The sequence below is a fragment of the Streptomyces sp. NPDC050549 genome (genome assembly GCF_040655035.1).
In the GTDB taxonomy this organism is placed as follows: domain Bacteria; phylum Actinomycetota; class Actinomycetes; order Streptomycetales; family Streptomycetaceae; genus Streptomyces.
Map to the genome: position 1 here is coordinate 42,577 of NZ_JBFAJD010000039.1, position 22,988 is coordinate 65,564.

General features: G+C 71.5%; 19 protein-coding genes and 1 pseudogene. 9 read left to right on the plus strand and 11 right to left on the minus strand.

Annotated features, from left to right (window positions below):
- Positions 1 to 20: 20 nt before the first annotated feature.
- On the minus strand, positions 21 to 1,490 hold the full coding sequence (locus tag AB0I51_RS38490) for an aldehyde dehydrogenase family protein (protein ID WP_362983039.1): 1,470 nt from the start codon (positions 1,488 to 1,490) through the stop codon (positions 21 to 23).
- A 220-nt stretch (positions 1,491 to 1,710) separates the two neighbouring features.
- On the opposite strand from AB0I51_RS38490, the gene purU reads away from it, so the two are divergent.
- Positions 1,711 to 2,583 carry a formyltetrahydrofolate deformylase gene (gene purU / locus AB0I51_RS38495; RefSeq protein WP_362983040.1) on the plus strand — a complete coding sequence of 291 codons (873 nt, stop codon included), beginning with the start codon at positions 1,711 to 1,713 and terminating at the stop codon, positions 2,581 to 2,583.
- Positions 2,584 to 2,611: 28 nt separating this feature from the next.
- On the opposite strand, the gene AB0I51_RS38500 is transcribed toward purU, so the two are convergent.
- From AB0I51_RS38500 to AB0I51_RS38510, 3 genes are all read right to left on the minus strand, one after another.
- Complete coding sequence (locus tag AB0I51_RS38500; protein WP_362983041.1) at positions 2,612 to 3,448, minus strand: 5,10-methylenetetrahydrofolate reductase; 837 nt, start codon at positions 3,446 to 3,448, stop codon at positions 2,612 to 2,614.
- Between the two features lie 6 nt (positions 3,449 to 3,454).
- Positions 3,455 to 5,122 carry a choline dehydrogenase gene (gene betA / locus AB0I51_RS38505; protein WP_362983042.1) on the minus strand — a complete coding sequence of 556 codons (1,668 nt, stop codon included), beginning with the start codon at positions 5,120 to 5,122 and terminating at the stop codon, positions 3,455 to 3,457.
- Positions 5,123 to 5,705: 583 nt separating this feature from the next.
- Complete coding sequence (locus AB0I51_RS38510; RefSeq protein WP_362983043.1) at positions 5,706 to 5,825, minus strand: TetR family transcriptional regulator; 120 nt, start codon at positions 5,823 to 5,825, stop codon at positions 5,706 to 5,708.
- A 486-nt stretch (positions 5,826 to 6,311) separates the two neighbouring features.
- On the opposite strand from AB0I51_RS38510, the gene AB0I51_RS38515 reads away from it, so the two are divergent.
- From AB0I51_RS38515 to AB0I51_RS38530, 4 genes and pseudogenes are all read left to right on the plus strand, one after another.
- On the plus strand, positions 6,312 to 7,202 hold the full coding sequence (locus AB0I51_RS38515; RefSeq protein ID WP_362983044.1) for an aminoglycoside phosphotransferase family protein: 891 nt from the start codon (positions 6,312 to 6,314) through the stop codon (positions 7,200 to 7,202).
- A gap of 73 nt (positions 7,203 to 7,275) precedes the next feature.
- Entirely contained in the window at positions 7,276 to 9,171 is a 1,896-nt protein-coding gene (locus tag AB0I51_RS38520) for an ABC transporter ATP-binding protein (protein ID WP_362983045.1), read from the plus strand.
- Positions 9,172 to 9,288: 117 nt separating this feature from the next.
- Positions 9,289 to 9,978 (plus strand): HEAT repeat domain-containing protein, encoded by a 690-nt coding sequence (locus AB0I51_RS38525; protein ID WP_362983046.1) that lies wholly within the window; start codon positions 9,289 to 9,291, stop codon positions 9,976 to 9,978.
- Positions 9,965 to 10,964: pseudogene (locus AB0I51_RS38530) on the plus strand (MerR family transcriptional regulator). Before AB0I51_RS38525 ends, AB0I51_RS38530 begins: the two are co-directional and overlap by 14 nt.
- Before the next feature lie 11 nt (positions 10,965 to 10,975).
- Here the strand turns inward: AB0I51_RS38530 and AB0I51_RS38535 are convergent.
- On the minus strand, positions 10,976 to 11,689 hold the full coding sequence (locus tag AB0I51_RS38535; protein ID WP_362983047.1) for a response regulator transcription factor: 714 nt from the start codon (positions 11,687 to 11,689) through the stop codon (positions 10,976 to 10,978).
- The gene (locus tag AB0I51_RS38540) at positions 11,686 to 12,984 is read right to left on the minus strand and encodes a histidine kinase (protein ID WP_362983048.1); all 1,299 of its coding nucleotides are present in this window, start codon (positions 12,982 to 12,984) and stop codon (positions 11,686 to 11,688) included. Before AB0I51_RS38540 ends, AB0I51_RS38535 begins: the two co-directional genes overlap by 4 nt.
- Before the next feature lie 209 nt (positions 12,985 to 13,193).
- On the opposite strand from AB0I51_RS38540, the gene AB0I51_RS38545 reads away from it, so the two are divergent.
- The 4 genes from AB0I51_RS38545 (at position 13,194) to AB0I51_RS38560 (ending at position 18,310) form a co-directional block, all read left to right on the plus strand.
- Positions 13,194 to 13,937, plus strand: a complete 744-nt coding sequence (locus AB0I51_RS38545; protein ID WP_362983049.1) for an ABC transporter ATP-binding protein — start codon at positions 13,194 to 13,196, stop codon at positions 13,935 to 13,937.
- Positions 13,934 to 16,522, plus strand: coding sequence for an FtsX-like permease family protein (locus AB0I51_RS38550; RefSeq protein WP_362983050.1), 2,589 nt, complete (start codon positions 13,934 to 13,936; stop codon positions 16,520 to 16,522). The genes AB0I51_RS38545 and AB0I51_RS38550 overlap by 4 nt, the downstream gene beginning before the upstream one ends.
- Positions 16,523 to 16,606: 84 nt before the next feature.
- Positions 16,607 to 16,966 carry a DUF779 domain-containing protein gene (locus tag AB0I51_RS38555; RefSeq protein ID WP_362983051.1) on the plus strand — a complete coding sequence of 120 codons (360 nt, stop codon included), beginning with the start codon at positions 16,607 to 16,609 and terminating at the stop codon, positions 16,964 to 16,966.
- A 192-nt stretch (positions 16,967 to 17,158) separates the two neighbouring features.
- Positions 17,159 to 18,310, plus strand: a complete 1,152-nt coding sequence (locus AB0I51_RS38560) for a phosphodiester glycosidase family protein (RefSeq protein ID WP_362983052.1) — start codon at positions 17,159 to 17,161, stop codon at positions 18,308 to 18,310.
- Between the two features lie 14 nt (positions 18,311 to 18,324).
- Here the strand turns inward: AB0I51_RS38560 and AB0I51_RS38565 are convergent, their stop codons facing one another.
- The 5 genes from AB0I51_RS38565 to AB0I51_RS38585 form a co-directional block, all read right to left on the minus strand.
- On the minus strand, positions 18,325 to 18,519 hold the full coding sequence (locus tag AB0I51_RS38565) for a hypothetical protein (RefSeq protein ID WP_026150825.1): 195 nt from the start codon (positions 18,517 to 18,519) through the stop codon (positions 18,325 to 18,327).
- Positions 18,520 to 18,629: 110 nt separating this feature from the next.
- On the minus strand, positions 18,630 to 19,493 hold the full coding sequence (locus tag AB0I51_RS38570; protein ID WP_362983053.1) for a phosphatidylinositol-specific phospholipase C/glycerophosphodiester phosphodiesterase family protein: 864 nt from the start codon (positions 19,491 to 19,493) through the stop codon (positions 18,630 to 18,632).
- Between the two features lie 179 nt (positions 19,494 to 19,672).
- Entirely contained in the window at positions 19,673 to 20,746 is a 1,074-nt protein-coding gene (locus tag AB0I51_RS38575; RefSeq protein ID WP_362983054.1) for an acyl-CoA dehydrogenase family protein, read from the minus strand.
- A complete protein-coding gene (locus AB0I51_RS38580; RefSeq protein ID WP_362983055.1) occupies positions 20,743 to 21,927 on the minus strand; it encodes an acyl-CoA dehydrogenase family protein in 1,185 nt (394 codons plus the stop codon). The genes AB0I51_RS38575 and AB0I51_RS38580 overlap by 4 nt, the downstream gene beginning before the upstream one ends.
- Positions 21,924 to 22,901, minus strand: coding sequence for an NADPH:quinone oxidoreductase family protein (locus AB0I51_RS38585; protein WP_362983056.1), 978 nt, complete (start codon positions 22,899 to 22,901; stop codon positions 21,924 to 21,926). The genes AB0I51_RS38580 and AB0I51_RS38585 overlap by 4 nt, the downstream gene beginning before the upstream one ends.
- Positions 22,902 to 22,988 lie beyond the last annotated feature (87 nt).

Genomic DNA, 22,988 nt, shown 5'->3' on the forward strand with positions numbered 1-22,988 from the left:
GATCGACCTCTTTTCGGCGTTCAGCCGCGGAACCAGTGCTGCGGCCGGGGTTGGATGTTCTGCCAGATGTGCTTGGGCTCTCGGTACTCGTTCAGGCCGGTCGGTCCCAACTCCCGTCCCACGCCCGAGTGTCCGAAGCCACCCCATTCCGCCTGCGGCACATAGGGGTGGTAGTCGTTGATCCACACCGTGCCGTGCCGCAGCCGCCGGGCGACCCGCTGGGCCTTGCCCGCGTCCTGGGTCCAGACGGCGCCGGCGAGTCCGTACTCGGTGTCGTTGGCGATGCGTACGGCGTCGTCCTCGTCGGTGAAGCGCTCGACGGTCAGCACGGGCCCGAAGGACTCCTCGTGCACCACCCGCATGTCCTGCGTGCAGCCGTCGAGGACGGTCGGCGGGTAGAAGTGCCCGTCGGCGAGGGCGGGTTCGGCCGGCCGCTCCCCACCACACCGCAGCACGGCTCCTTCCGCGATACCGGCCGCGACATACGCCTCGACCTTCTCCCGGTGCTGTGCGGAGATCAGCGCCCCGGTCTCGGCCTCGGGGTCGAACGGGCCGCCGAGCCTGATCTGCCGTGCACGGCGGACGACTTCATCCACGAACCGGTCGTGCAGCGAGTCCTCGACGATCAACCGGGCGCCGGCGGAGCAGACTTGGCCCGAGTGCAGGAAGACGGCCGTGAGCGCGAAGTCCACGGCCGTCTCGAAGTCGGCGTCGGCGAAGACGACGTTGGGGTTCTTGCCGCCCAGCTCCAGCGCCACCTTCTTCACGGTCGCGGCGGCGGTGGCCATGATGCGTTTGCCGGTCTCCAGGCCTCCGGTGAAGGAGACCATGTCGACGGCGGGGTCCTCGGAGAGCGGTGCGCCCACCTCGGGCCCGGTCCCGAGGACGAGGTTGGCGGCACCGGCCGGCAGTCCGGCCTCCTCCAGCGCCTTCATCAGCAGGATGGAGGTGGAGGGCGTCAGCTCGCTGGGCTTGAGGACGATCGTGTTGCCCGCGAGGAGCGCCGGGGCGACCTTCCAACTGGCCTGCAGCAGCGGGTAGTTCCAGGGCGTGATGAGCCCGCACACTCCAACAGGCTCATAGACGACCCGGCTTACGGCGTCCTCGCGCCCGGTGTCGACGACCCGTCCGGCGTCGGTGCCGCCGATCCCGCCGTAGTAGCGGAAGCAGGAGACGACGTCGGCGATGTCGTACTCGCTCTCCACCAGCCGCTTGCCGCTGTCCAGCGACTCGGCGCGGGCGAACTCCTTGGCGTCGCGCTCGAGGATGTCGGCGGTGCGCAGCAGCAGCGCGGCGCGCTCGGGCTCCGGGGTGCGCGGCCAGGGTCCTTCGTCGAAGGCGCGGCGGGCGGCGGCGATCGCGGCCTCGGTGTCGGGACGTGTTCCCTCGGACACGGTCGCGGTGAGCGTGCCGTCGGCGGGACAGCGGATCTCACGGTGACCACCGGCCACCGCGTCGCGCCATTCTCCGTCCACATACAGGTCTGCCACGTGTGGAGCCCTTCGAGCGAATTCCGTTGCGCATTGTGCACCGTATTGCTTGTGGTGGAACACCCTGGCGAATGTGCAGACATACGTCAAGGGGTTGGCAGATGACGATTTCGCCATGCGGCCCATTGCCCGGCCACCTCTTGACCGCGAGCGGCGCCCGGCCCAACCATGTTGCGTATTGCTCACCATGTTGCGCAACACGCACCGACGGAGGCCGCCCATGTCCCCTCGACCGCACCCTGGCCGCGAATTCGTCCTCACCCTCTCGTGCCCGGACACCACCGGACTGGTCCATGCCGTGAGCGGCTTCCTCGTCCGGAACTCCGGAAACATCCTGGAGAGCCGGCAATTCGATGATCGGCTCAAGGGCCGCTTCTTCATGAGGGTCCACTTCGACGTTTCCGATCCAAACGCCGACCTGAAAACACTGCGTTACCGATTCGGTCCGGTCGCCGAGGCCTACCGCATCTCCTGGACCCTCCGGGACGCCTCGACGCCGACCCGCACCCTGATCATGGTGTCCAGGTTCGGCCACTGCCTGAACGACCTGCTCTTCCGCAAGCGCACCGGCGCCCTCAACATCGAGATCCCCGCGATCGTCTCCAACCACCGGGACTTCGAGGGCCTCGCGGACACCTACGGCATTCCCTTCCACCACATCCCGGTCACCAGGGACACGAAGGCCGAGGCCGAGGCGCGTCTTCTGGAGCTGGTACGCGACCTGGACATCGAACTGGTGGTGCTGGCCCGCTATATGCAGGTCCTCTCCGACGACCTGTGCAAGGAGCTGGAGGGGCGCGCCATCAACATCCACCACTCCTTCCTCCCCAGTTTCAAGGGCGCCCGCCCCTACCAGCAGGCGTACGACCGCGGGGTGAAGCTCGTGGGCGCGACCGCGCACTATGTGACGCCGGAGCTGGACGAGGGCCAGATCATCGACCAGGACGTGGTCCGCGTCGACCACTCGCTCGACGCGGAGGAGCTGGTGACGGTGGGGCGGGACGTGGAGGCGCAGGTGCTGGCGCACGCGGTGAAGTGGCACAGCGAGAGCCGGGTGATGGTGGACGGGAACCGTACGGTGGTGTTCCGCTGAGCGACGCTCGTATACGGGCGCGGTTCGGCTAGCCGCCCAGCCGGTCCAGCGCCGCGCGACGCCAACGCTCGGTCTCCGCGAGCTGGTTGAAGGTGAAGACGTGCAGGCCGGCGACCCCCGCGGAGGGCGCGGTGAGCGCCCCCGCGGTACGGGTGAGGAGCCGGTCCGGCGAGTAACCACCGGGCGCGGCGAACCGCAGGAACCAGGACGCGTGCTTCGTGAGGAAGCGGGTCGACTCCCCCACGCCGATCTTCGTCGCCATGGCCAGCAGCTTCGCCCGCTGCACCGGCCCCGCGACGCCCACGTACAGCGGCAGGGTGACGTCACGGCGGCGGATCCGGCCGACCCACTCCCCCAGCACGCGCGCGTCGAAGCACAGGTTGCTCACGATGTACGTGGCGTGCGCGCGCTTGTCCCACATGGCCTGGATGGTGAGGTCGTCGTGGATGAGGGGGTGGCTCTCGGGGTAGCCGGTGATGCCGACGTGGGCGAACGGACCGCCCAGTTCACCGAGCCGGCGCAGTACCGGCAGTGCCCCGTCGTAGGCCCCGGCAGGCGGATCGGCGTCGCCCGCCGGGACGAACACGTCGTCGACGCCGGCCTGGCGGAGCCGGTCGACGACATCCTTGAGGTGCGCGTCGTCCCGCAGCAGCCGCGCGGGCACATGCGGGACCACGCGGTAGCCGTGTGCCGCGAGCCGTCCGACGAGGTCGAGGGTCGGTTCCAGCCCCTTGACCGGCGACGCCGTCACGGTGACGACGACATCGCGCGGTACATGGGCGAGGACCTTCTCCTCGGTCGTCTTCGCGGGCAGCACCTCGTAACGGACGCTCGCCAGCAGCGCCTTGAGACCGTCGCCGCCCAACGCGGCCTACCCGGCCTGTTTCTGGGCGTCGCGGTGGCGGTAGTAGACGGCCTTGGAGGGAGCCGGCGGCTCCTTCCCCAGGATCAGATCGGCCGCCTTCTCGGCGATCATCATGACGGGCGCGTAGATGTTGCCGTTGGTGACGTACGGCATCACCGACGCGTCGACCACCCGCAGCCCCTCGACTCCGTGCACTCGCATGCTGGTCGGGTCGACGACCGACATCTCGTCGGTGCCCATCTTGCAGGTGCAGGAGGGATGCAGGGCGGTCTCGCCCTCCTTGGCGACCCAGGCGAGGATCTCCTCGTCGGTCTCGACGGACGGGCCGGGCGAGATCTCCCCGTCGTTGTACGGGGCCAGCGCGGGCTGGTTGAGGAGCTTGCGGGCGACCCGGATCGACTCGACCCACTCACGGCGGTCCTGTTCCGTGGACAGGTAGTTGAAGCGCAGCGCCGGGTGCTCCAGCGGGTCCTTGCTCTTGATCTTCACCGAGCCGATCGCGTCGGAGTACATGGGCCCCACGTGCACCTGGTAGCCGTGGCCGCCGGCCGGCGAGGAGCCGTCGTAGCGGACCGCGATCGGCAGGAAGTGGAACATCAGGTTGGGGTAGTCGACGTCCTCGTTGCTGCGGGCGAAGCCGCCGGCCTCGAAGTGGTTGGTGGCGGCGGGGCCCTTGCGCAAGAGCCACTGCAGGCCGATGAAGGGGGCGCGCCACTTCGCCATGTACGGCTGCATGGAGACGGGCTGCTTGCAGGCGTACTGGATGTACACCTCCAGGTGGTCCTGCATGTTCTCGCCGACGCCCGGCAGGTCGTGGACGACGTCGATGCCGAGCGCGCTCAGCTCCTCCGCGTTGCCGACGCCCGAAAGCTGAAGCAGCTGGGGGGAGTTGATGGCGCCGCCGCAGAGGATGACCTCGCGGGCGCGCACCTGGTGGATCCTGCCGCGGTGCCGGTACTCGACTCCGACGGCCTTCTTGCCCTCGAAGAGGACTCGGTTGACCATCGCGCGGGTGGTGACGGTGAGGTTGGGCCGCTTGCGTACGGGCTTCAGGTAGGCCTTGGAGGCGGAGAGGCGGCGGCCCCGGCTGACGTTGCGGTCGAAGGGCGCGAAGCCCTCCTGCTGGTAGCCGTTGACGTCGTCGGTGCGCGGATAGCCCGCTTCCTGCACGGCCTTGAGGAAGGCGCCGAACAACGGGTTGGTGGCGGGCCCGCGTTCGAGGACGAGCGGGCCGTCGTGGCCGCGGAACTCGTCGTCGGGCTCGGCCGCGAGGCAGTTCTCCATGCGCTTGAAGTACGGCAGACAGTGCGCGTAGTCCCAGCTCTCCATGCCGGCGTCGGCGGCCCAGCGCTCGTAGTCCATGGGGTTGCCACGCTGGAAGATCATGCCGTTGATGCTGCTGGAACCGCCCAGCACCTTGCCGCGCGCGTGGTAGACGCGCCGGTCGCCCATGTGCGGCTCGGGTTCCGACTCGTACTTCCAGTCGTAGAACCGGCTGCCGATCGGGTAGGTCAGCGCGGCGGGCATGTGGATGAAGACGTCCCACGGGTAGTCGGGCCGGCCTGCCTCCAGGACGAGCACCTGGTTGCCCGGGTCCGCGGAGAGCCGGTTCGCCAGTGCGCTGCCGGCGGATCCACCGCCGACGATGACGAAGTCGTATTGCAGGGGAGCCATGATCTCTCGTCTCGCTCGCGCCGTAGATACGCGAGGCATGCTAATACGGGTATCGCCATACGCACCAGGTTGCGAGCAACGCAACTTGCAAGGTGCAGGTTTCCGGGTTGTTACCGGTGGTCGAGCGTGTCCGGGCCGGGGGTGGGCAGCGCTCACGGTCCCGGACGCCGGGGTGCGCGGCAGGTGGGCCAGGGCTACGGGATGAGTGGGTGAACCGCGCCCATGGCCTGGTCGAGAAGCGCTGGGGCAGAGGGACGGTGCCGTCGCGCCCGGCCCGGGTCTCGATGGCCGCGTCGAGGCGGCCGAGGGCGCCGGCGATGAGAGCCGACGCACCCGGGTCGGCCGCCGCGCCGGTCCGGCGGACCACCTCGGGGCGCCGCAGTTCCCGCATCTGCGGGTGGTGCTCCTGGTAGCGGCCGCGCACCGAGGGCGACCGAAGGATCGCCCGGGCCGTCCGGAGTGCGGCGGCACCGTCCTCGCCCTGCCGAACGGCGGGCTCCGGGGCGTGCCGCAGCGCCGTCCGATCGGTCGTCGTCCGGCCGCCGCTCAAGGGCTTCCTGCGCGTGCCGGACGTGGTCCTCCGTCATGACCAGGAGGACGTCATCCTGGTGGGGAAGTAGCGGAAGAACGTCGCCCGGGACCTGGCCGCGGCCTTGGCGATCCCCTCGATCGCGGTCCGCTCGAAGCCGCGCGACAGAAACATCTCCAGCGCGATCTCGGCGACCTGCGCCCCGCCCCCGACCGCCAGTCGCGTGCGCGCTCGCGGCTACATCGCCGACGCGGTGCCGCGGTGCCGCAGGCGGCGATTCGGCCACGACCGGTACCCCCGTGAGCCCCGCAATTCAGGGGTGGCCGACCGGGACGCCCCGCAACCACGCGGTGAGGAAGCGGCTCAAACACGCGTGTTCGAAACCAGCGGCGGCCTCGTTGTCCCGGTCATCATCAGTCATCCCCAACCCTGCCTGTACGCAGCCCTGTTGGTGATGCCCGCCTGACCGACCACTGGAGGAACCATGAACCCCACCCCCGTCGTCTGCGCCCATCCCGTCCCCGGTCGGCCCGAGGCCACTCGGGCGGCTGCCGGTCCTCGTCCGACGTGCGGTACCGGTGCCGCCGTCACGGCGTCCGGTGCCAGGGCCGCCGTGTCGCCCGTCGCGGATATGTCACGACCGACACCGAGGTGGGGGGCATGACCGACCCGAACTTCCTTGCGTCCCCGCTCCGTTCCTGGGCCGAGAAGACCCTGGGCCCGCTCACCGGCGTACGCCGTCTCCCGCCCGGCTCGTCGCCCGCGGCCGTGTGGCATGTGGTCCGCGGGTCGGACAACGCCCGTTTCCACCTCAAGACCGCGCCGTCGCCAGGGGCCTTCACCCGGGAGACGTTCGCCTACCGGCACGCCGTGCCCGCCCTCGGTCCCGGCAACGCACCGCGCCTGGTGGCTACTTCGGCCCGGCACCTGGCGATGATCCTGACCCCCCTGCCCGGCACACCCCTGTCACAGGCACGGCTGACGGAGACCGCGCTGCAGACGGTCCACTGGCGGGCCGGAATGCTCGTCGCCGAACTGCACCAGGCCGGACGGCCCACCCCCACCGCGCGCCGTGAGGCGTCCGCGTTCCTGTCCCGTCTCGCCGACGCGGCCGCCCGCCATACCGACGCGGTCGGTGACCAACTGTCTTCGGCGGAACGGAAGTTCGTCACATCGCTCGCCGACCACCTGCGCGTCCTGGACCGGCTGCCCCTGGGCTTCGTCCACGGAGGCGGCGTCGAAGCCGGCCTCCGCTGGTCCGGCGCCGCGCGGCCGGCCCTCCAGGACTTCGACCGGGCGCGTTTCGCCCCGGTCGTCGTCGACTTCGTCCACCTCGCCCACGGGCCGTGGGCCGAACGGCCGCGGGTGCGCGCCGCGTTCTTCGAAGGCTACGGCCGCACGCCGAGCGCCGAGGAGCAGCAGGCCCTGCGCTGTCTGACGGGGCTGCACGCGGTGCGGTCGCTGGCCGGGGGTCTGGTCCGCGAGGACCGGGCGGCGGCCGACACCGCCAGGACGGTACTGGACCGGCTCAAGAGCGAGGTGGGCGTGTGAGGCCCGATCCGAAGGCCGTACCGTCCGGCCGGGCATCCGTGTGCTGCCCGGGCGAGGCACGGGGAGCGGCCCGGTGAGCGCCGCTTCCCGGCCGACGCTGCCCGTGGGGGCGGGGCGGGTCGCTCCGCCGCCGCCCGCCGAGCTGCGCTACGGCGGCAAGTACAGCAAGAACCCCTTGGAGGAGGTCTCGTTCGCGGCGATGGTGCGGCGGCTGCCGTCGGTGCTGTCGCGGACCGCGTGCACGGCCTGGGCGATCGACCGGCAGGCCGTACTGCTGCTGGCCGGCTGCCAGTTGGCTGTCGGCGCCGGCGCCGCGGTCCAGCTGACGGCCACCGCGCACGCGATGCGCGCGGTCTTCGGCACCGGCCCGGTGCCCGACCGCCTCCACCAGGCGCTGCCCGCCCTCCTCGTCATCACGGTGGCCGCGATCGTCAGCAGGACGGCGACCGCGCTGTCGTCGTACGCCGACGGCCGGATCACTCCGGTGCTGACCACGGAGGCGGACAGTTCCCTGGTGGCCGCGGTGTGCCGGATCGAGGCCGCCGCGCGCGCCGAGGACGGGTGCGCGGACCGGCAGGAGGCCGCGGAGATGGGTGTGGTCCGCGGCCACGTCATGGTCCAGGACGCCACCCGTCTCACCGCCGCCGTCATCCGGATGGTCACCGCGAGCGGGGTGCTGACGGTGCTGCACCCGCTGCTGCTGCCCCTGCTGCTGCTCGCCGTGGTCCCCGCCGGCGTCGGCGCCGTGCTGCACGCCCGGGTCACCTACGAGACGCACTACGCGAACGTGGGGGACCGCAACGTCCGCCAGAACCTGCGGGGTTGGGCGACCAGCGCGAAGTTCACCGACGAGATCCGCGCCAACACGATGACCGGCTATCTCAACTTCTGGTACCGGACGATCTCCGAGCGGATCGACGCCCGCACGCTGACCGCCGCTCCCCGGATGCTGAGAATCGTGCTGTCCAGTTCGGCGATCGGCGGGATCTTCCTCGTCGCGACCTGGGCGGCGCTGGCGTGGCTGGTGAGCACCGGGAGGATCGAGCCGGCGATCGCCGGGACCGCGGTCGTCGCCGTGCAGACCACCCTCGCGGCGCTCTCCCAGGTCGTCATCTACGGCGCGGCCATGTTCCACACCTCGCTCTACCTCGCCGACATGGACTCCTTCCTCGACTACGCCGACCAACACGCCCCCAAACGGGGTGAGTCGACGGTGACCGGGCCGGTCACGGAGATCCGGGTCGAAGAGGCGGTGTACCGGTATCCGGGCAAGGAGGCCCCGGCCGTCGCCGGAGTGTCGCTGACCGTGCGCCGGGGGGAGATCCTCGCCCTGGTCGGTGAGAACGGGTCCGGGAAGTCCACCCTGGTCCGGCTGCTCGCCGGAATCCTCCTGGCCGACAAGGGCACGGTCTCCTGGAACGGCGAGGACGTCACCCGCCTCGACCCCGACAGTCTGTGGGTCCGGTCCGGGCTGGTGCCCCAGTCCTTCGCGCAGTGGCCGCTGTCGGTGCGCGACAACGTCACCCTCGGCCAGCCCCGCGAGGACGGCGACGCCCTGGTCCGGGAGGCGATCGACGCGGTCGGCCTGACCGAGGCCGTGCGCCAACTCCCGGCCGGGCTGGACACGTTGCTGGCCCGGGACGTGTGGGGCGGCAGTGAGTTCTCCGGCGGGCAGTGGCAGCGCCTGGCCTGCGCACGCGCCCTCTACCGCAGGGCGGGACTGCTGATCCTGGACGAGCCGACCTCGGAGATGGACGCCCGCGGCGAGCACACCATCCTCCGGAGGATCAAGGCGCTCTCCGGCGACTGCATCACGATCGTGGTGACCCACCAGCTCGTCAACACCAAGATCGCCGACCGGATCCTCGTCATGGACCACGGCCGGATCGCCGAACAGGGCCCCTACGACCAGCTCGCCGCCGGAGGCGGCCTGTTCGCCGACCTCCTCGCCCTGTCCACCGACCGATGACCTGCCCGGCGGACGCACCGAAGGGTCCGGACCCTTCGAACGGACCGCGGTGCGTGCACCACCGTTTGACCTTGACACGGTGACAAGGTCTTCACTGCTTGCCAGGAGGTGGTCCCGATGACCATGACGAGACAGGACACGGATGCGATACGTACGCTCCAGGCGCTGGAGGACACGAGCTCGTCCGTGCGGCTGCGGGCGGCCCTGGCGGTCGGGACGGCGCCTGACCCGGGCTTCGTCGGCAAGCTCGTCGAGCGATGCGCGATCGAGCCCGAGTTCTTCATCCGGGACATGCTGACCTGGGCGCTCACCCGCCATCCGGTGTCCCTGACGCTCCCCGAGCTGTTCCGCGAAGTCCGTTCGGAGCGTGCGCAGGCACGCAGCCAGGCGTTGCACACGCTGTCCAAGATCGGGGACCGGCAGGCATGGCCGGCAATCACCCGGGCACTGTTGTCCGACGCCGACGAGGAGGTGGCGAGGAGCGCGTGGCGGGCCGCGGTCGTGCTTGTGCCGGAAGGCGAGGAGTCCGCGCTGGCCACGGCGCTGGCGACGCAACTCGGGCGCGGTGAGCAGGGGACACAGCTGAGTCTGAGCAAGGCGCTGGTCGCGCTGGGCGAGGTGATCGTGCCGGCTCTGCGTGCTGCGACGACGTCCCCCGCCCCCCAGGTGCGTGCGCACGCACTCGCCACACAGAGGCTGCTGCGCGACCCGGACGCCGGGTTCGAATCGGCGATCGAGGAGGCCAAGCGCGTCGTGGCCCTCACCGGCGCGCCCGGGACGGACGATGAGAACCGTGCTGATCGGTGAGGTGGCGAGACGGTCCGGAGTCAGTGCCCGCATGCTCCGGCACTACGAATCCCTCGGCCTGGTGCGGCCTTCGGGTCGTACGGGATCCGGTTATCGGGAGTACTCCCCGGAGGACATCCGGCGGATCTTCCACATCGAGAGCCTACGGTCGCTGGGCCTGTCGCTGCGTGACATCGGGCGCGCTCGACGACCCCGGTTTCACGCCCTCGGCGCTCGTCGGCGACCTGGTCCGGCAGACGTGTGACCGCATCGCGGCGGAGACCGAGCTGCTCACCCGGCTCCGCCGGATCCGTGCCGCGGACCCCGCCGGCTGGGAGGATGTGCTCCAGATCGTCGCGCTCCTCCAGGCACTGGGGTCGAAGAGCGCCGACGCGCGTCAGCGCGCGGTCCTCTCCTCGGGCGACGAGGTTCCCGTGGAGGCTCTCGTCGAGGCGGCACTCGGCGAGAGCGAGCCGAACGTCGCGGGCGCCCTGCGCTGGGCGCTCGCGCGATCGGAGGACGGCGGCGCCCCGGCGCTGCTGGCGGAGGCCCTCGGCTCACCGGTGGCCACGGTGCGGGAACGTGCTGTGCAAGCCCTCGTCGAGCTGCCCGGCGACGAAGCCGCCGCGCGGCTGCGGGACGCCCTCGCGAGCCCCGACGCCGTGGTCCGCGGGTATGCGGCTCTGGCGCTCGGTACACGTGGTGTGGCCGACGCGGTCCCGGCGCTCATCGCCATGGTCGTGGAGGGAAGGAACGACACCGACGCAGCCGACGCGCTGAGCGTGCTGGCGAGCGGCACGGAAACAGCGGACCGGATCGCGACCGGACTCGTCGACCGCCTTGCCGACGACACCACCGAGGCACCCGCACGCGGACGGCTGACCCAGGCACTGGCGGACATTCCGGGGCCGACGGCCTCACGTGCCCTGGTGGAACTGGCGCAGGACGGTGACCGTGCCGTCGCGCTGACCGCCACGTACCTTCTTCGGCTCCGCGACACGCGGTGACGACCAAGCCATTACGCCCCGCGCGGCCACCCGCGCGGCTCCGCGCCATCACCGTTGTCGTACGACCCGGGGCTGACAAGGCCCGTCTCGTAGGCGACGACGACTGCCTGGGCGCGGTCGCGGAGGGTGAGTTTGCCGAGGATGTGGGAGACATGGGTCTTCACCGTGGCCTCGGACAGGTGGAGTCCGGTGGCCAGTTCGGCGTTGCTCAGGCCCTGGGCGAGGAGGCGCAGGACGTCCAGTTCGCGGGGTGTGAGGGCGGCCAGGTCGCGGTGCAGGGACGGTCGTTCCGCACTGCGGCGGGCGAATCGCTGGACCAGGCGGCGGGTGATGGCGGGGGCGAGCAGCGCGTCGCCGGCCCGGACCGTGCGGACGGCGGCCACGAGGTGTTCCGGCGTGACGTCCTTGAGGAGGAAGCCGCTGGCTCCGGCGGCGAGCGCCGCGTAGACGTAGTGGTCGAGGTCGAACGTGGTGAGCATGACCACGCGCGGCGCGTCCGCGGCACCACCGAGGATGCGCCGGGTTGCCTCCAGACCGTCCATGTCGGGCATCCGGATGTCCATCAGCACCACGTCGGGCCGGGTACGGCGGACCGCCTCGACGGCTTCGGCGCCGTCGGTCGCCTCGGCGACGACCTCGATCCCGTCGGCGTCGAGGATCAGCCGGAAGCCGGTGCGTACGAGGGCCTGGTCGTCCGCGACCACAACGCGCGGCGCGCCGTTCACAAGTCCCCCAGGGGAAGCAGCGGGATCCGGGCCTGTACGCGGTAGCCGCCGAGGGCGCGGGGGCCCGTGCGCAGGGTGCCGCCGTAGACGGCGAGGCGTTCGCGCAGGCCGATCAGTCCGCGGCCGTTGCCGGTGGCCGCGGCGGGGCCGGGCCTGCCGCCGGTGTCGGTGACCTCGACGCGGAGTTCGTCCTCGCCGTACGACACCTGGACCCTCGCACGGGCTCCGGACGCGTGCTTCACGGTGTTGGTCAGGGCCTCCTGGACCACGCGGTAGGCGGCCAGTTCGACTCCCGGGGACAGTGCGCGTGGGGTTGCGGAGACGGTCAGTTCGACCGGCACTCCGACACCGCGTATCCGGCCGACCAGGGCCTCCAGCCGGTCCAGGCCCGGTTGCGGGGCGAGAGTCTCCGGCTCCGTCCCCGCAGGCTCGAAGCCCTCTTCGTCACCCGCGTCCATCTCGGTGCGCACGTCCATCGTGAGCAGGCCCATCACGTCGCGCAGTTCCCCCATCGCCGCCCGGCCGCCCGCCTCGACCGCGAGGAGCGCCTCGCGCGCCCGGTCGGGGGACTTGTCCATGATCTTGCGGGCGGCACCGGCCTGGATGACCATCACGCTGACGTTGTGCGTGACGACGTCGTGCAACTCGCGGGCGATACGGGCGCGTTCGTGTTCCACGGCCCGGTGGAGCTCTTCGGTCCTGGCGTTCTGCACCGCCGTCAGCCGGGTGTGGGTCTCGGCCGCCCGCAGCTTCCAGGTCCTGAGACCGATGGCGGCCACGACGAGCGGCGCCGAGATGAAGAGGGCGACGTACTGGGTGGGCACGGTGGGTGCGACGTAGGCGTACGGATTGGGCGGCCCCGTGGCGCCCGACCTGCTGATGAGGACGATCGCCACGGTGAGGCTCGCCAGGGTGGGCAGCCGGTGGGGGCTGTAGGCCGCCGCGCTGTAGGCGGCGATGACGCAGGAGTAGAAGGTGAGGCGGGCCACGTCGTCCGGGGTCAGTGCCATCGCGGCCGTCACGATCCACAGCACGGCGAGCGGGTAGCGGCGCCGCCACGCCAGCGAGGCCGAGGCCAGGAACACGACGACCACCAGGTCGGTCATACGGTGCCGGTGCGCCTCGTCGTAGCCGTCGCCCCACGCGTACTGCATCGCCACGAAGGTGAGGACGAGCGCCAACGCGGCGTCGACGAGCCGCTGTTGTCCTGTGGGGCGCGGCAGCAGGCCACCGGGACGCAGCAGCGCCCGGGCCGCCCGGCGCAGCCGGACCGGAACTTCCTCTCCCACCGTCACCGGCCCATTGTCCCGGGTGATCGCACCGCCCGGAATCCCTCCGGCGGACGGGCCGCCTACATCCGGCGGCTACATCTCGGGGATGAGATCCCGGGCCATCGGCCCGGTGCGGTACGGCAATTACCCCGGGCGACCGGCGCGCCCCGGGCGGGGGTGTTCCTAGCGTCGGTGGCGTCCGATGCGAGCAACTCACCCTGAAGAAGGCCACCATGACGACACCGCTCATCGAACTCCTCGACGTGAGCCGCCGCTACGGCAGCGGACCGCCCGCGCTGGAGGACGCGTCGCTGAGCGTGCGGGCCGGTGAGGCCGTCGCGGTCCTCGGACCTTCGGGCAGCGGCAAGTCGACGCTGCTGAATCTCGTCGCCGGTCTGGACCGGCCCGACTCCGGGACGGTCACGGTGGACGGCGTACGTGTCGACCGGCTGGGCGAGGCCGGGGCGGCCCGTTACCGGCGGGCACGGATCGGGACGGTGTTCCAGTTCTTCAATCTGCTGGAAGATCTGTCGGTCGCCGACAACATCGCCCTGCCCGCCCAGCTGAGCGGCCTCGGGCGGCGCGAATCCCGGACCAGGACGGCCGAGTTGCTGGAGTCGCTCGGCATCGCCCGGCACGCCGGCGCATTTCCCAGCCGGTTGTCCGGCGGTGAGCGTCAACGGGTCGCGGTGGCACGGGCGTTGATGAACCGTCCCGCACTGCTGCTGGCCGACGAACCGACCGGCGCGCTGGACTCCGCGTCCGGGGAGGACGTCAGCCGGCTGCTGCGGGAGTTGAACGCCGACGGTCAGACGATCCTCGTGGTCACGCACGACCTGGCTCTGGCCGAGTCGTGCACCCGGCGCACCGTCCGGCTCGCCGACGGCCGCATCACGTCCGACACGGGCACGGAGGACGGCGGGCACGTCCCCTCCAGCACGTCCGGCACCGTCACGGAGCCGGGGTCGGTCCGATGAGTGTGCTGGGGCGGGTGATCGGCTCGGGCATGGCGCGGCGCCGGGTGCAGACACTGGTGATCGGGCTGGCCACGCTGCTGGCCGTGACGGCGTCCGTGCTCGGCGGTGCGCTCCTCGTGTCGTCCGAGGCGCCGTTCGAGAAGGCCTTCGACCGGCAGCACGGGGCGCAGTTGACCGCGCAGTTCGACGCGAGCCGGGCCACGGCCGCCCAACTCGCGGACTCCGCAAGGGTGTCGGGGGTCACGGCGGCGTCCGGCCCGTTCCCGACCGCGACCGTCACCCCTGGGTTCGGCGGGCAGAACGGCGCCCCGCTCGCGCTGGCGGGCCGGGCGACGCCCGGCGGTGCGGTCGACAAGGTGGCGGTGCTCAGGGGCCGTTGGGTCGAGAATCCCGGCGAGCTCGTCGTCTCGGCGGACACCGGGCCCGAGGTGCGGCTCGGCCAGAAGCTGGAGTTCCCCGATCTGCCCGGCAGCCCGGCGCTGACCGTGGTCGGTGTGGCGCGCTCGGTCAGCCGTACCGCCGACGCCTGGGTACTGCCGTCGCAGATCGCGAAGTCGACGCCGTCCGGACGGGTCGGCGGCTACCAGATGCTGTACCGCTTCGCACATGCCCGCACCTCGGCCCAACTGGCCCGGAACCGCGCCGCATTGACGGCCGCGCTGCCCGCGAAGTCGCTGACCGGGGCGCAGTCCTGGCTGGGCGTGAAGAAGATCGCCACCCGGGACACCGCGCTGTTCGTGCCGTTCCTGGTCTCGTTCGGGGTGCTGGGGCTGGTCATGTCGGTGCTGATCGTGGGCAATGTGGTCGCGGGCGCGGTGGCCACGGGGACGCGCCGGATCGGTGTCCTCAAGGCGGTCGGCTGCACCCCCGGGCAGGTCGTCCGGGCCTGCGCCGGACAGGCCCTGATTCCGGCCGCGGTCGGGGCGGCGCTCGGTACGGTCGCCGGACATCTGCTCGCGGTACCGGTCCTCTCCGACACCGCGGACGCCTACGGCACGGCCGGGCTCGACATCGAGGTGTGGGTCGATGTCGCGGTGATCGGCGGGGTGCTGGCCGTGGTCACCGGCACCGCATGCGCGAGCGCCTGGCGGGCCGGGCAGCTGCGGACGGTCGAGGCACTGACCGTCGGGCGCACTCCGGTGGCGGCCCGGAGCAGGCGGACGGCCGCGGCAGGAGCCTGGCTCCCCGTGGCGGGCCGGTCCCGGTGGGCGGCCAGGGCGACGGCCGGACTTCCCGTGGTGGGCCAGGACCGGCGGCCCGACCGGACGACCGACCGGCTCACAGCGGCGGACCGAGACCAGCGGGCTGCCTCGACAACCGCCCGACCTCCGCGGACGAACCTCGGCCGGTGGGCCGCCGGCGCGGCTGCCCGGCTTCCGCTGTCACGGCCCGTGGAGCTGGGGCTGGCGCGGCCGTTCGCGCGGCCCGCCCGTGCTGCCGCGACGGTCGTGGCGGTGCTGTTCGGCGCCGCTGCCGTCACCTTCGCCACCGGTCTGTCCGCGTCGCTGGGCGAGGTGATCGCGGCCAAGAACCACAACGCCGCGGACGTAACGGTCGGCGCACCGGCAGGGCAGGCAGGAACTGCCGGTTCCGGCAAGGCGGTTCACCAGGGGCGGCCGACGACCGCCGATCCCGCCACGCCCACCGCTTCCGATCCGACCGCGCTACCCCCTTCGGTCACCGCCGCGATCGCGGCCCAACCCGGCACCCGCGCCTACTACGGCAGCACCTCCCTCGACGCGGCCGTGTCGGGGATGAGCGGCCCCGTCACCGTGACCGCGTTCGACGGTGACGCCTCCTGGGGCGGTTTCACGATGGTCGGCGGGCGGTGGTTCAGCGGGGCGGGCGAGGCCGTGGTGCCGAGCACGGTCCTGACCGCCACGGGTGCGACAGTCGGCGACACCGTCACCATCACCTTGCGGGGCAAGCCGGTTGCGGTCCGGATCGTCGGCGAGGTGTTCGACACCGGCAACGACGGCCGCAGGCTCTTCACCGACGCCGCCACACTCAGGACCGCCGCACCCGGCCTCAAGTCCACGACCGAGTACGTCGATCTGAAACCCGGCACCGACGCGGACGCGTATGTCACCGCGCTCAACGCGGAGTTGAAACCCCTCGGAGTCGGCGCCACGAGCGCCAAGTACGCGAACGGCAGCGACACCGCGACCGTTCTCGACTCGCTCACCGCACTGCTCACCGTGCTGCTGGTCTGTGTCGCCGGACTCGGAGTGCTGGGCGGGGTCGTCCTCGACACCCACGAGCGCGTCCGCGACCTGGGCATCCACAAGGCGCTCGGCATGACACCCCGCCAGACCGTCGCGATGGTCGTGGCCTCGGTCGTCCTGCCCGGACTGGCCGGCGGCGCCCTCGGCGTACCGCTGGGCCTGGCCGTGCACCACGCGGTGATCTCCGCGATGGGCCGGGCGGCGGGGCTGCGGCTGCCCGACTTCGTCGTCGGGGTCTACGGCGCAGGGGACCTGGTCCTGCTCGGGCTCACCGGAGTCGCCGTCGCCGTCCTCGGCTCCCTGCTGCCGGCCGGCTGGGCGGCACGCGTCCGCACGGCGACCGCACTCCGAGCCGAGTAGAAGAGCCGAATGAACACGCAACCCTCTCGCAACCTTGTGTGTGCTGCGATGGGCCACCGCATCCGGCTACTGGGGACGGCAGACATGGACGACAACACCCCGCGCGTCGAACTCACCCCCGCCGCGGAGGACCTGCTGCGCCAACTGCACGCACAGCACGGCCCGCTGATGTTCCATCAGTCCGGCGGCTGCTGCGACGGCAGTGCGCCGATGTGCTACCCGGAGGGCGAGTTCCGTACGGGCGGCTCGGACGTGCTGCTCGCCGAGCTGGAGGTCGAGGGCGTGCCGGAACCCGTGACGTTCTGGATCTCGCGCAGCCAGTACGAGGTCTGGAGCCACACGCGGCTGATCGTGGACGTCGTAGCGGGTCGCGGCAGCGGTTTCTCGCTGGAAGCACCCGAGGGGGTGCGTTTTCTCACCCGTTCCCGTGTAGTCGGCGCCTAGGAGCCACCCCGGTCATGGTCTTCTGATGCACTTCCCCTGAGTCCTGGAGGAGTTGACGAGACATCAGGGGGCACTGTGACGCATCGTCAGAAGCGTTCCGGAGCAGCACGTTTCAGAGCCGAACGTCTAAGAACAGGCAAGCCGGTACTCGCGACTCTCACGGCATTCGGCGCGCTGGCCGGTGCGGCCCTGGTGGGGGCGGCACCGGCCGGCGCCGTGCCGGGCACTACGCGGCTCGCGCCGGGCGTCACCTACCGGCAGTTCGACATCAGGGCGGCCAGGGGCGTGACCCACGCCCATGTGGTCGTGGTGGACCTGCGCAACGCCCATGTGCGCGTCAACCTGCTGTACCCGGGCGCGGTGGCGGCCCGGGAGCCCGTATCCGAGCTGGCCGACTCGGCGGGCGCCGTCGCGGGCGTCAACGGCGACTTCTTCGACATCAGCGAGACCCAGCACCCGGGCGTCGCGGCCACGGGTTCCACCGACGGACCGGCCGTCGCGAGCGGTGTCGCGCTCAAGGGGGCAGTGCCGGACGGTCAGCGCTTCGGGCCCGCGCTGCCGCCCGGCACGAACACGCGGAACGTGCTCGGCGTGGGTGTCGACCGCGTGGCCCGGCTGGACAGCCTCACCCTCAAGGGGACGGTCGGTACGCCGCGGGGCCGGATGCCGCTCGGCGGGTTCAACCAGTACGCGCTGCCGGTGAACTCCATCGGTGCGTTCACCACACAGTGGGGCAGCGTCTCCCGGGTGCGTGCCACATGTGGCACGGACACGAACCGGGCCGCCGCGTGCAGCACGGACACCTACGAAGTCACCATTCGCCACGCGAGAGTCGTGTCGGCGTCCCACACTCCCGGCGGTGGTGCCATCGCCGCGGGCACCACCGTCCTCGTCGGCCGTGAGGCAGGTGCGCAGCGGTTGCGGAAGCTGTCCGTCGGCGAGCGGGTGCAGGTGGTGCACCGGCTGGTGGCGTCGAGGTCCGGGGTTCCGTACCGCTTCGCCCTGGGCGGCTACCCGGTGCTGCGGGGCGGCCGGCCGCTGTCCGGCCTGGACAACACGACCTCGGCCGTGCGCACCGCCGTGGGCATCGCGCAGAACGGCCACCGTCTGCTGCTGTTCGCGACGGACGGCGCGGTCGCGTACCGCAGCGGCCTGACGATCACCGAAGTCGCCGCCGAGATGCGGAAGTTGGGCTCGGTCGACGCCTTCAGTCTGGACGGCGGCGGCTCGACGACGCTGGTCGCCCGTGCACCCGGCGCGAGCGCCGTCACGGTACGGAACCACCCCAGCGGAGGCGCCGAGCGGCCCGTACCGAACGGTGTCGGGGTCTTCTCAACGCGCTGACCGACCCGCTGACCTCATGGATGGAGTCCGCTCACCAGATCCGCGGTGGCCGTCAGGCCACTGTGGATCGTGGGCGCCATGCTGGTACTGGCCATGAAGAACCCGAGCAGTGCGCAGACCAGCGCATGGGAGAGCTTCAGCCCGCCGCTGCGCATGAAGATCACCGCAAGGATCAGGAGCAGCAGCACCACAGAGATGGAAATGGCCATCGTCACCCTCCTCCGCCACGCCGCCGTGTCTGGTTCGCGGCGTTCGGCCGCAAGTGTGGCGCAGCGGAGGGTTCATCCGGGCTATCGACGTGTCCCCCGAACGTGTGGTGTCACGCCGTGCGGTGGGCGTCCAGGAAGGCTTCCAGACCGGCGAGGTCGTCGGTGTTGAGGAAGTCCACACCGGCGGCGAACAGCTCCTCCCACAGCGCTTCACGGGCGGGGCCCGCCAGATCCGGGGTGTTCCAGAACCGCACGGTCTGCCCGGCCGCGTGCGCCTGCCGCACGATGTCGCGCAGCCTCTGCCGCTGGGCGTCGGGGAAGGCGCCGTCGCCGAGCCAGGTGAAGTTGTTCTGCCAGTTGTCGCTGATGAGCGAGATGAAGGAGGCGGGCGCCGAGGTGCCGAGGTCGGTGAGCCGGCCGTCGTAGAAGGCGCGGCGCACGGTCTGCGCCTCCATGGGGATGCGGGCCGCGCGGTCGCCGGAGATGACGTTGGTGACCGCGCCCTGGTGGACGCGTCCGTGGGCGTAGGTGGTGAACAGGTGCTTGTAGCGCTGGAGATGACGGTCGAGTTCGAGATACGTCGAGGAGCCCTCGGTCTTGATGTCGATCAGGAGCTGGAGCGGCTTGCGCCAACCCCGGTACACGGAGCCGTGGTTGGCCTTCACGAGGGCGGAGAGCGGGTCCAGGTAGAGGGATTCGAGGGTGCGGCTCGGGTCGAGTTCGGATGCGTCGTGTCCGATGAGGAGTTGGTCGCCGACGAGGAAGATGTCGGCCTCGACGCTGCCGAAACGGTGGTCGAGGGCGTCGAAGAGGGGCCGGGGGTGCTCGTAGTCGTTGTGGGCGTGGGCGCGCCACAACGGGCGTCGGCGGTGCCCCTGTTCGGCGGCGAACGCGCTCCCGGCGGGCGGGGCGAGGACGACCGCGAGGGTGGCGCCGAACGCGGTGAGGGCTCTGCGACGGGTGATGAGGGCCATGGTGTTCCTCCCTGTGGGGCGGGTTCGAACCACAGGGAGTATGGGGCTGTACGGCCCCCAATGAACCTGTACATGCCAGGAGTTGGCCGGACCGTCCGCGCTTGTTCACTCCTTCGGCGGGAGCGCACGGAAAAGCCCGCCCCAGGTGGGACGGGCTTCACCGGATGGTCGGCCGGTGGTCAGGGGGCGCGCAGATCGACCAGTTCCGCCAGTGCCTCGCGGTGGGCGCCCGCCGTGCCGTAGGCGATGGAGTCGGCCTTGGCCCGCTTCAGGTAGAGGTGGGCGGGGTGCTCCCACGTCATGCCGATGCCGCCGTGCAACTGCACAGCCTCCTCGGCGGCGTGGACGGCGACGGAAGCCGCGCAGGCCTGCGCGACGGCGACCGCCACCTCGGTGTCCTCACCGGTCGTGAGGGCGTCGGCCGCGTTGCGTGCGGCGGCCCGCAGGCCGACGACCTCCAGCCACAGCTGCGCGAGCCGGTGCTTGAGCGCCTGGAACCCGCCGACCGGCCGGTTGAACTGCTTGCGCTCCTTGAGGTACCGGACCGTCTCCGTCAACGTCCAGTCCGCAAGGCCCAGTTGCTCGGACGCGAGCATCCCGGCCCCGGCCCGCAGCGCACGCCGTACGGCAGGCGCCGCGTCGCCGATCCGGCGTCCCGCGGCCCCGTCGAGCACCACGCGCGCCAGCGGCCGGGTGAGGTCCAGGGACACCTGCGGTACGAGCGTCACGGCGCCCGCGTCGACGGCGTACAGGCCGCCGTCCTCGCCCGGCACCAGCAGCACATCGGCGGCGGCTGCGTCCGCGATCCCGGTCAACTCCCCGTGCAGGGAACCGTTTTCGAGCCGTACTGCCTTGTGGACGGCGCCCGGTGCGACGCTCAGGGAGACGGCGAGGACACCGATCCTGCGCCCGGACGCCAGCTCGGCGAGGAGGTCCTCGGCCCCGCACTCCAGCAGTGCCTCGGTGGCGACGACCGCGCTCGTGAGGTACGGGACGGGGGCGACCGCGCGGCCCAACTCCTCCAGTACAACGGCGACTTCGCGGTGTGTGGCGCCCTGGCCGCCCTGCGCCTCGGGCACCAGGAGGCCGGCGAGGCCCATGCCGTCGGCGAGGGACTTCCACAGGGACAGGTCGTGCGGAGAGTCCGACTCGGTGCGCGCGATGACGCTCGCCGCGTCGCAGTGGTCGGTGAGCAGGTCCCGGACGACGGCGCGCAGCGCCTCTTCCTCCTCCGAGTAGAGAAGATCTGTCATCGGGCCAGGTCCTTCCAGGCGACGTCCTTGTCGGTGCGCGGCTCGGCCGGCAGGCCCAGGACGCGTTCGGCGACGATGTTCAGCAGGACCTCGCTGGTCCCGCCCTCGATGCTGTTGCCCTTGGAGCGGAGGTAGCGGTAGCCGGCGTCGCGGCCGGTGAAGTCCACGAGTTCCGGTCGGCGCATGGTCCAGTCGTCGTACAACAGGCCTTCCTCGCCCCGGAGTTCGACCTCCAGGCCGCTGATCTCCTGGTTGAGGCGGGCGAAGGAGAGCTTCATGCCGGCGCCCTCGTGACCGGGCTGGCCCGCCACGAGCTGCTGGCGCAGCCGTTCGCCGGAGAGCCGGGCGACCTCGGCCTCGACCCAGAGCTTGAGGAGGCGCTGGTGGAGGTCGTGGGTGCGCAACTCCGGGCGGGTGCGCCAGGTTTCGGCGACCGGGCCGATCATGCCGCCCTCGCGGGGGATGCGCATGCCGCCGATGGAGACGCGCTCGTTCATCAGCGTGGTCTGCGCGACCCGCCAGCCGTCGCCGACCTCGCCGAGGCGGTGGGCGTCGGGGATGCGGACATCGGTGAGGAAGACCTCGTTGAACTCGGCCTCGCCGGTGATCTGGCGCAGCGGCCGGACCTCGACGCCGGGGTCGGTCATGTCGCAGACGAAGTAGGTGATGCCCGCGTGCTTGGGCACGTCCGGGTCGGTGCGCGCGATGAGGATGGCCCAGCGGGCGAGATGGGCGCTGGACGTCCACACCTTCTGCCCGTTGACGATCCAGCCGTCGCCCTCCCGTACCGCCCGCGTGCCGAGCGCGGCCAGGTCGGACCCGGCGCCCGGCTCGCTGAAGAGCTGGCACCAGACCTCCTCGCCGACCCAGAGGGGCCGCAGGAACTGCTGCTTCTGCTCCTCCGTGCCGTACTTCAGGATCGTCGGCGCGGCCATGCCGAGGCCGATGCCGATCCGGCGCGGGTCGTTGTCGGGGGCGCCCGCGGCCTCCAACTCGGCGTCCACGACTGCCTGGAGAGCGCGCGGGGCACCGAGTCCGCCGAGGCCCTCCGGGTAGTGGACCCAGGCCAGTCCCGCGTCGAAGCGGGCCTTGAGGAAGTCGAGGCGGTCGGTCTCCAGGGGCGGGTGCGCGGCCAGCAACTCGGCCGTGCGGCGCTTGAGTTCAGCTGCGTCGATGGTCATGCGGCGGCTCCGTTCTCCAGCGACGGCAGGATCGTGACCCGGCCGGTCGTGACGCCGTCGGCGACCCGCTGCACGGCGGCTGCGGCGCCGCTCAGCGGCACGCGCTCGCTCACCAGGGGCTTGATGACACCCCGGGCGGCGAGGTCGGTGAGCTGCTCGTGGCAGTGGAGGATCAGCTTCGGGTTCTTGGTGGCGTACAGGCCCCAGTGCAGGCCCAGGACCGAGTAGTTCTTCACCAGGGCGTGGTTGAGCGACGGGCTCGGGATGGTGCCGCTCGCGAAGCCCACGACCACGATCCGGCCCTCGAAGGCGACGACCTTCGTGGACTGGGTGTAGGCGTCGCCGCCGACCGGGTCGTAGATCACATCGGCACCGCGCCCGCCGGTGGCTTCCTTGACGGCCGCGACGACGTCCTCGGTACGCCGGTCGATCACGACGTCGCAGCCCGACTCCCGTGCCACGACGGCCTTGTCGGCGCCGCCGACGACACCGATGACGGTGGCACCGGCCGCCTTGCCGAGCTGCACGGCCGCGCTGCCGACCCCGCCCGCGGCGGCGTGCACCAGGAGCGTCTCGCCGGCCTCCAGGTGGGCGCGCCGGTGGAGGCCGAACCAGCCCGTCTGGTAGCCGATGTGCAGCGCGGCCGTCTCCGCGTCGTCCAGCGACTCGGGCGCGGGCAGCAGTCCGGCGGCGTCCGCGACGGCGTACTCGGCGAAACCGCCGTACGGCAGCGCGGGGTTGGCGATCACGCGGCGGCCGTCCTCGGTCTCGCCGCAGATCTCCACGCCCGGCGTGAACGGCAGCGGCGGCCTGACCTGGTAGTGCCCGCGGCACATCAGCACGTCCGGGAAGTTGATGTTCGCGGCACGCACCTTCAGCAGGACCTGGCCGTCACCGGGTGTCGGCTGCTGCACCTCCTCCAGGCGCATCGCCTCACTCGGCTCGCCGTTCTGGTGCACTTGCCATGCCTGCATGCGGGGCCTCCACGGACTGCTCTGTCTTACCGGGCTCGGTCGCATACTAAGCGGTCGCTTGCCGATCAGGGAACAGTCGCGTGCGTC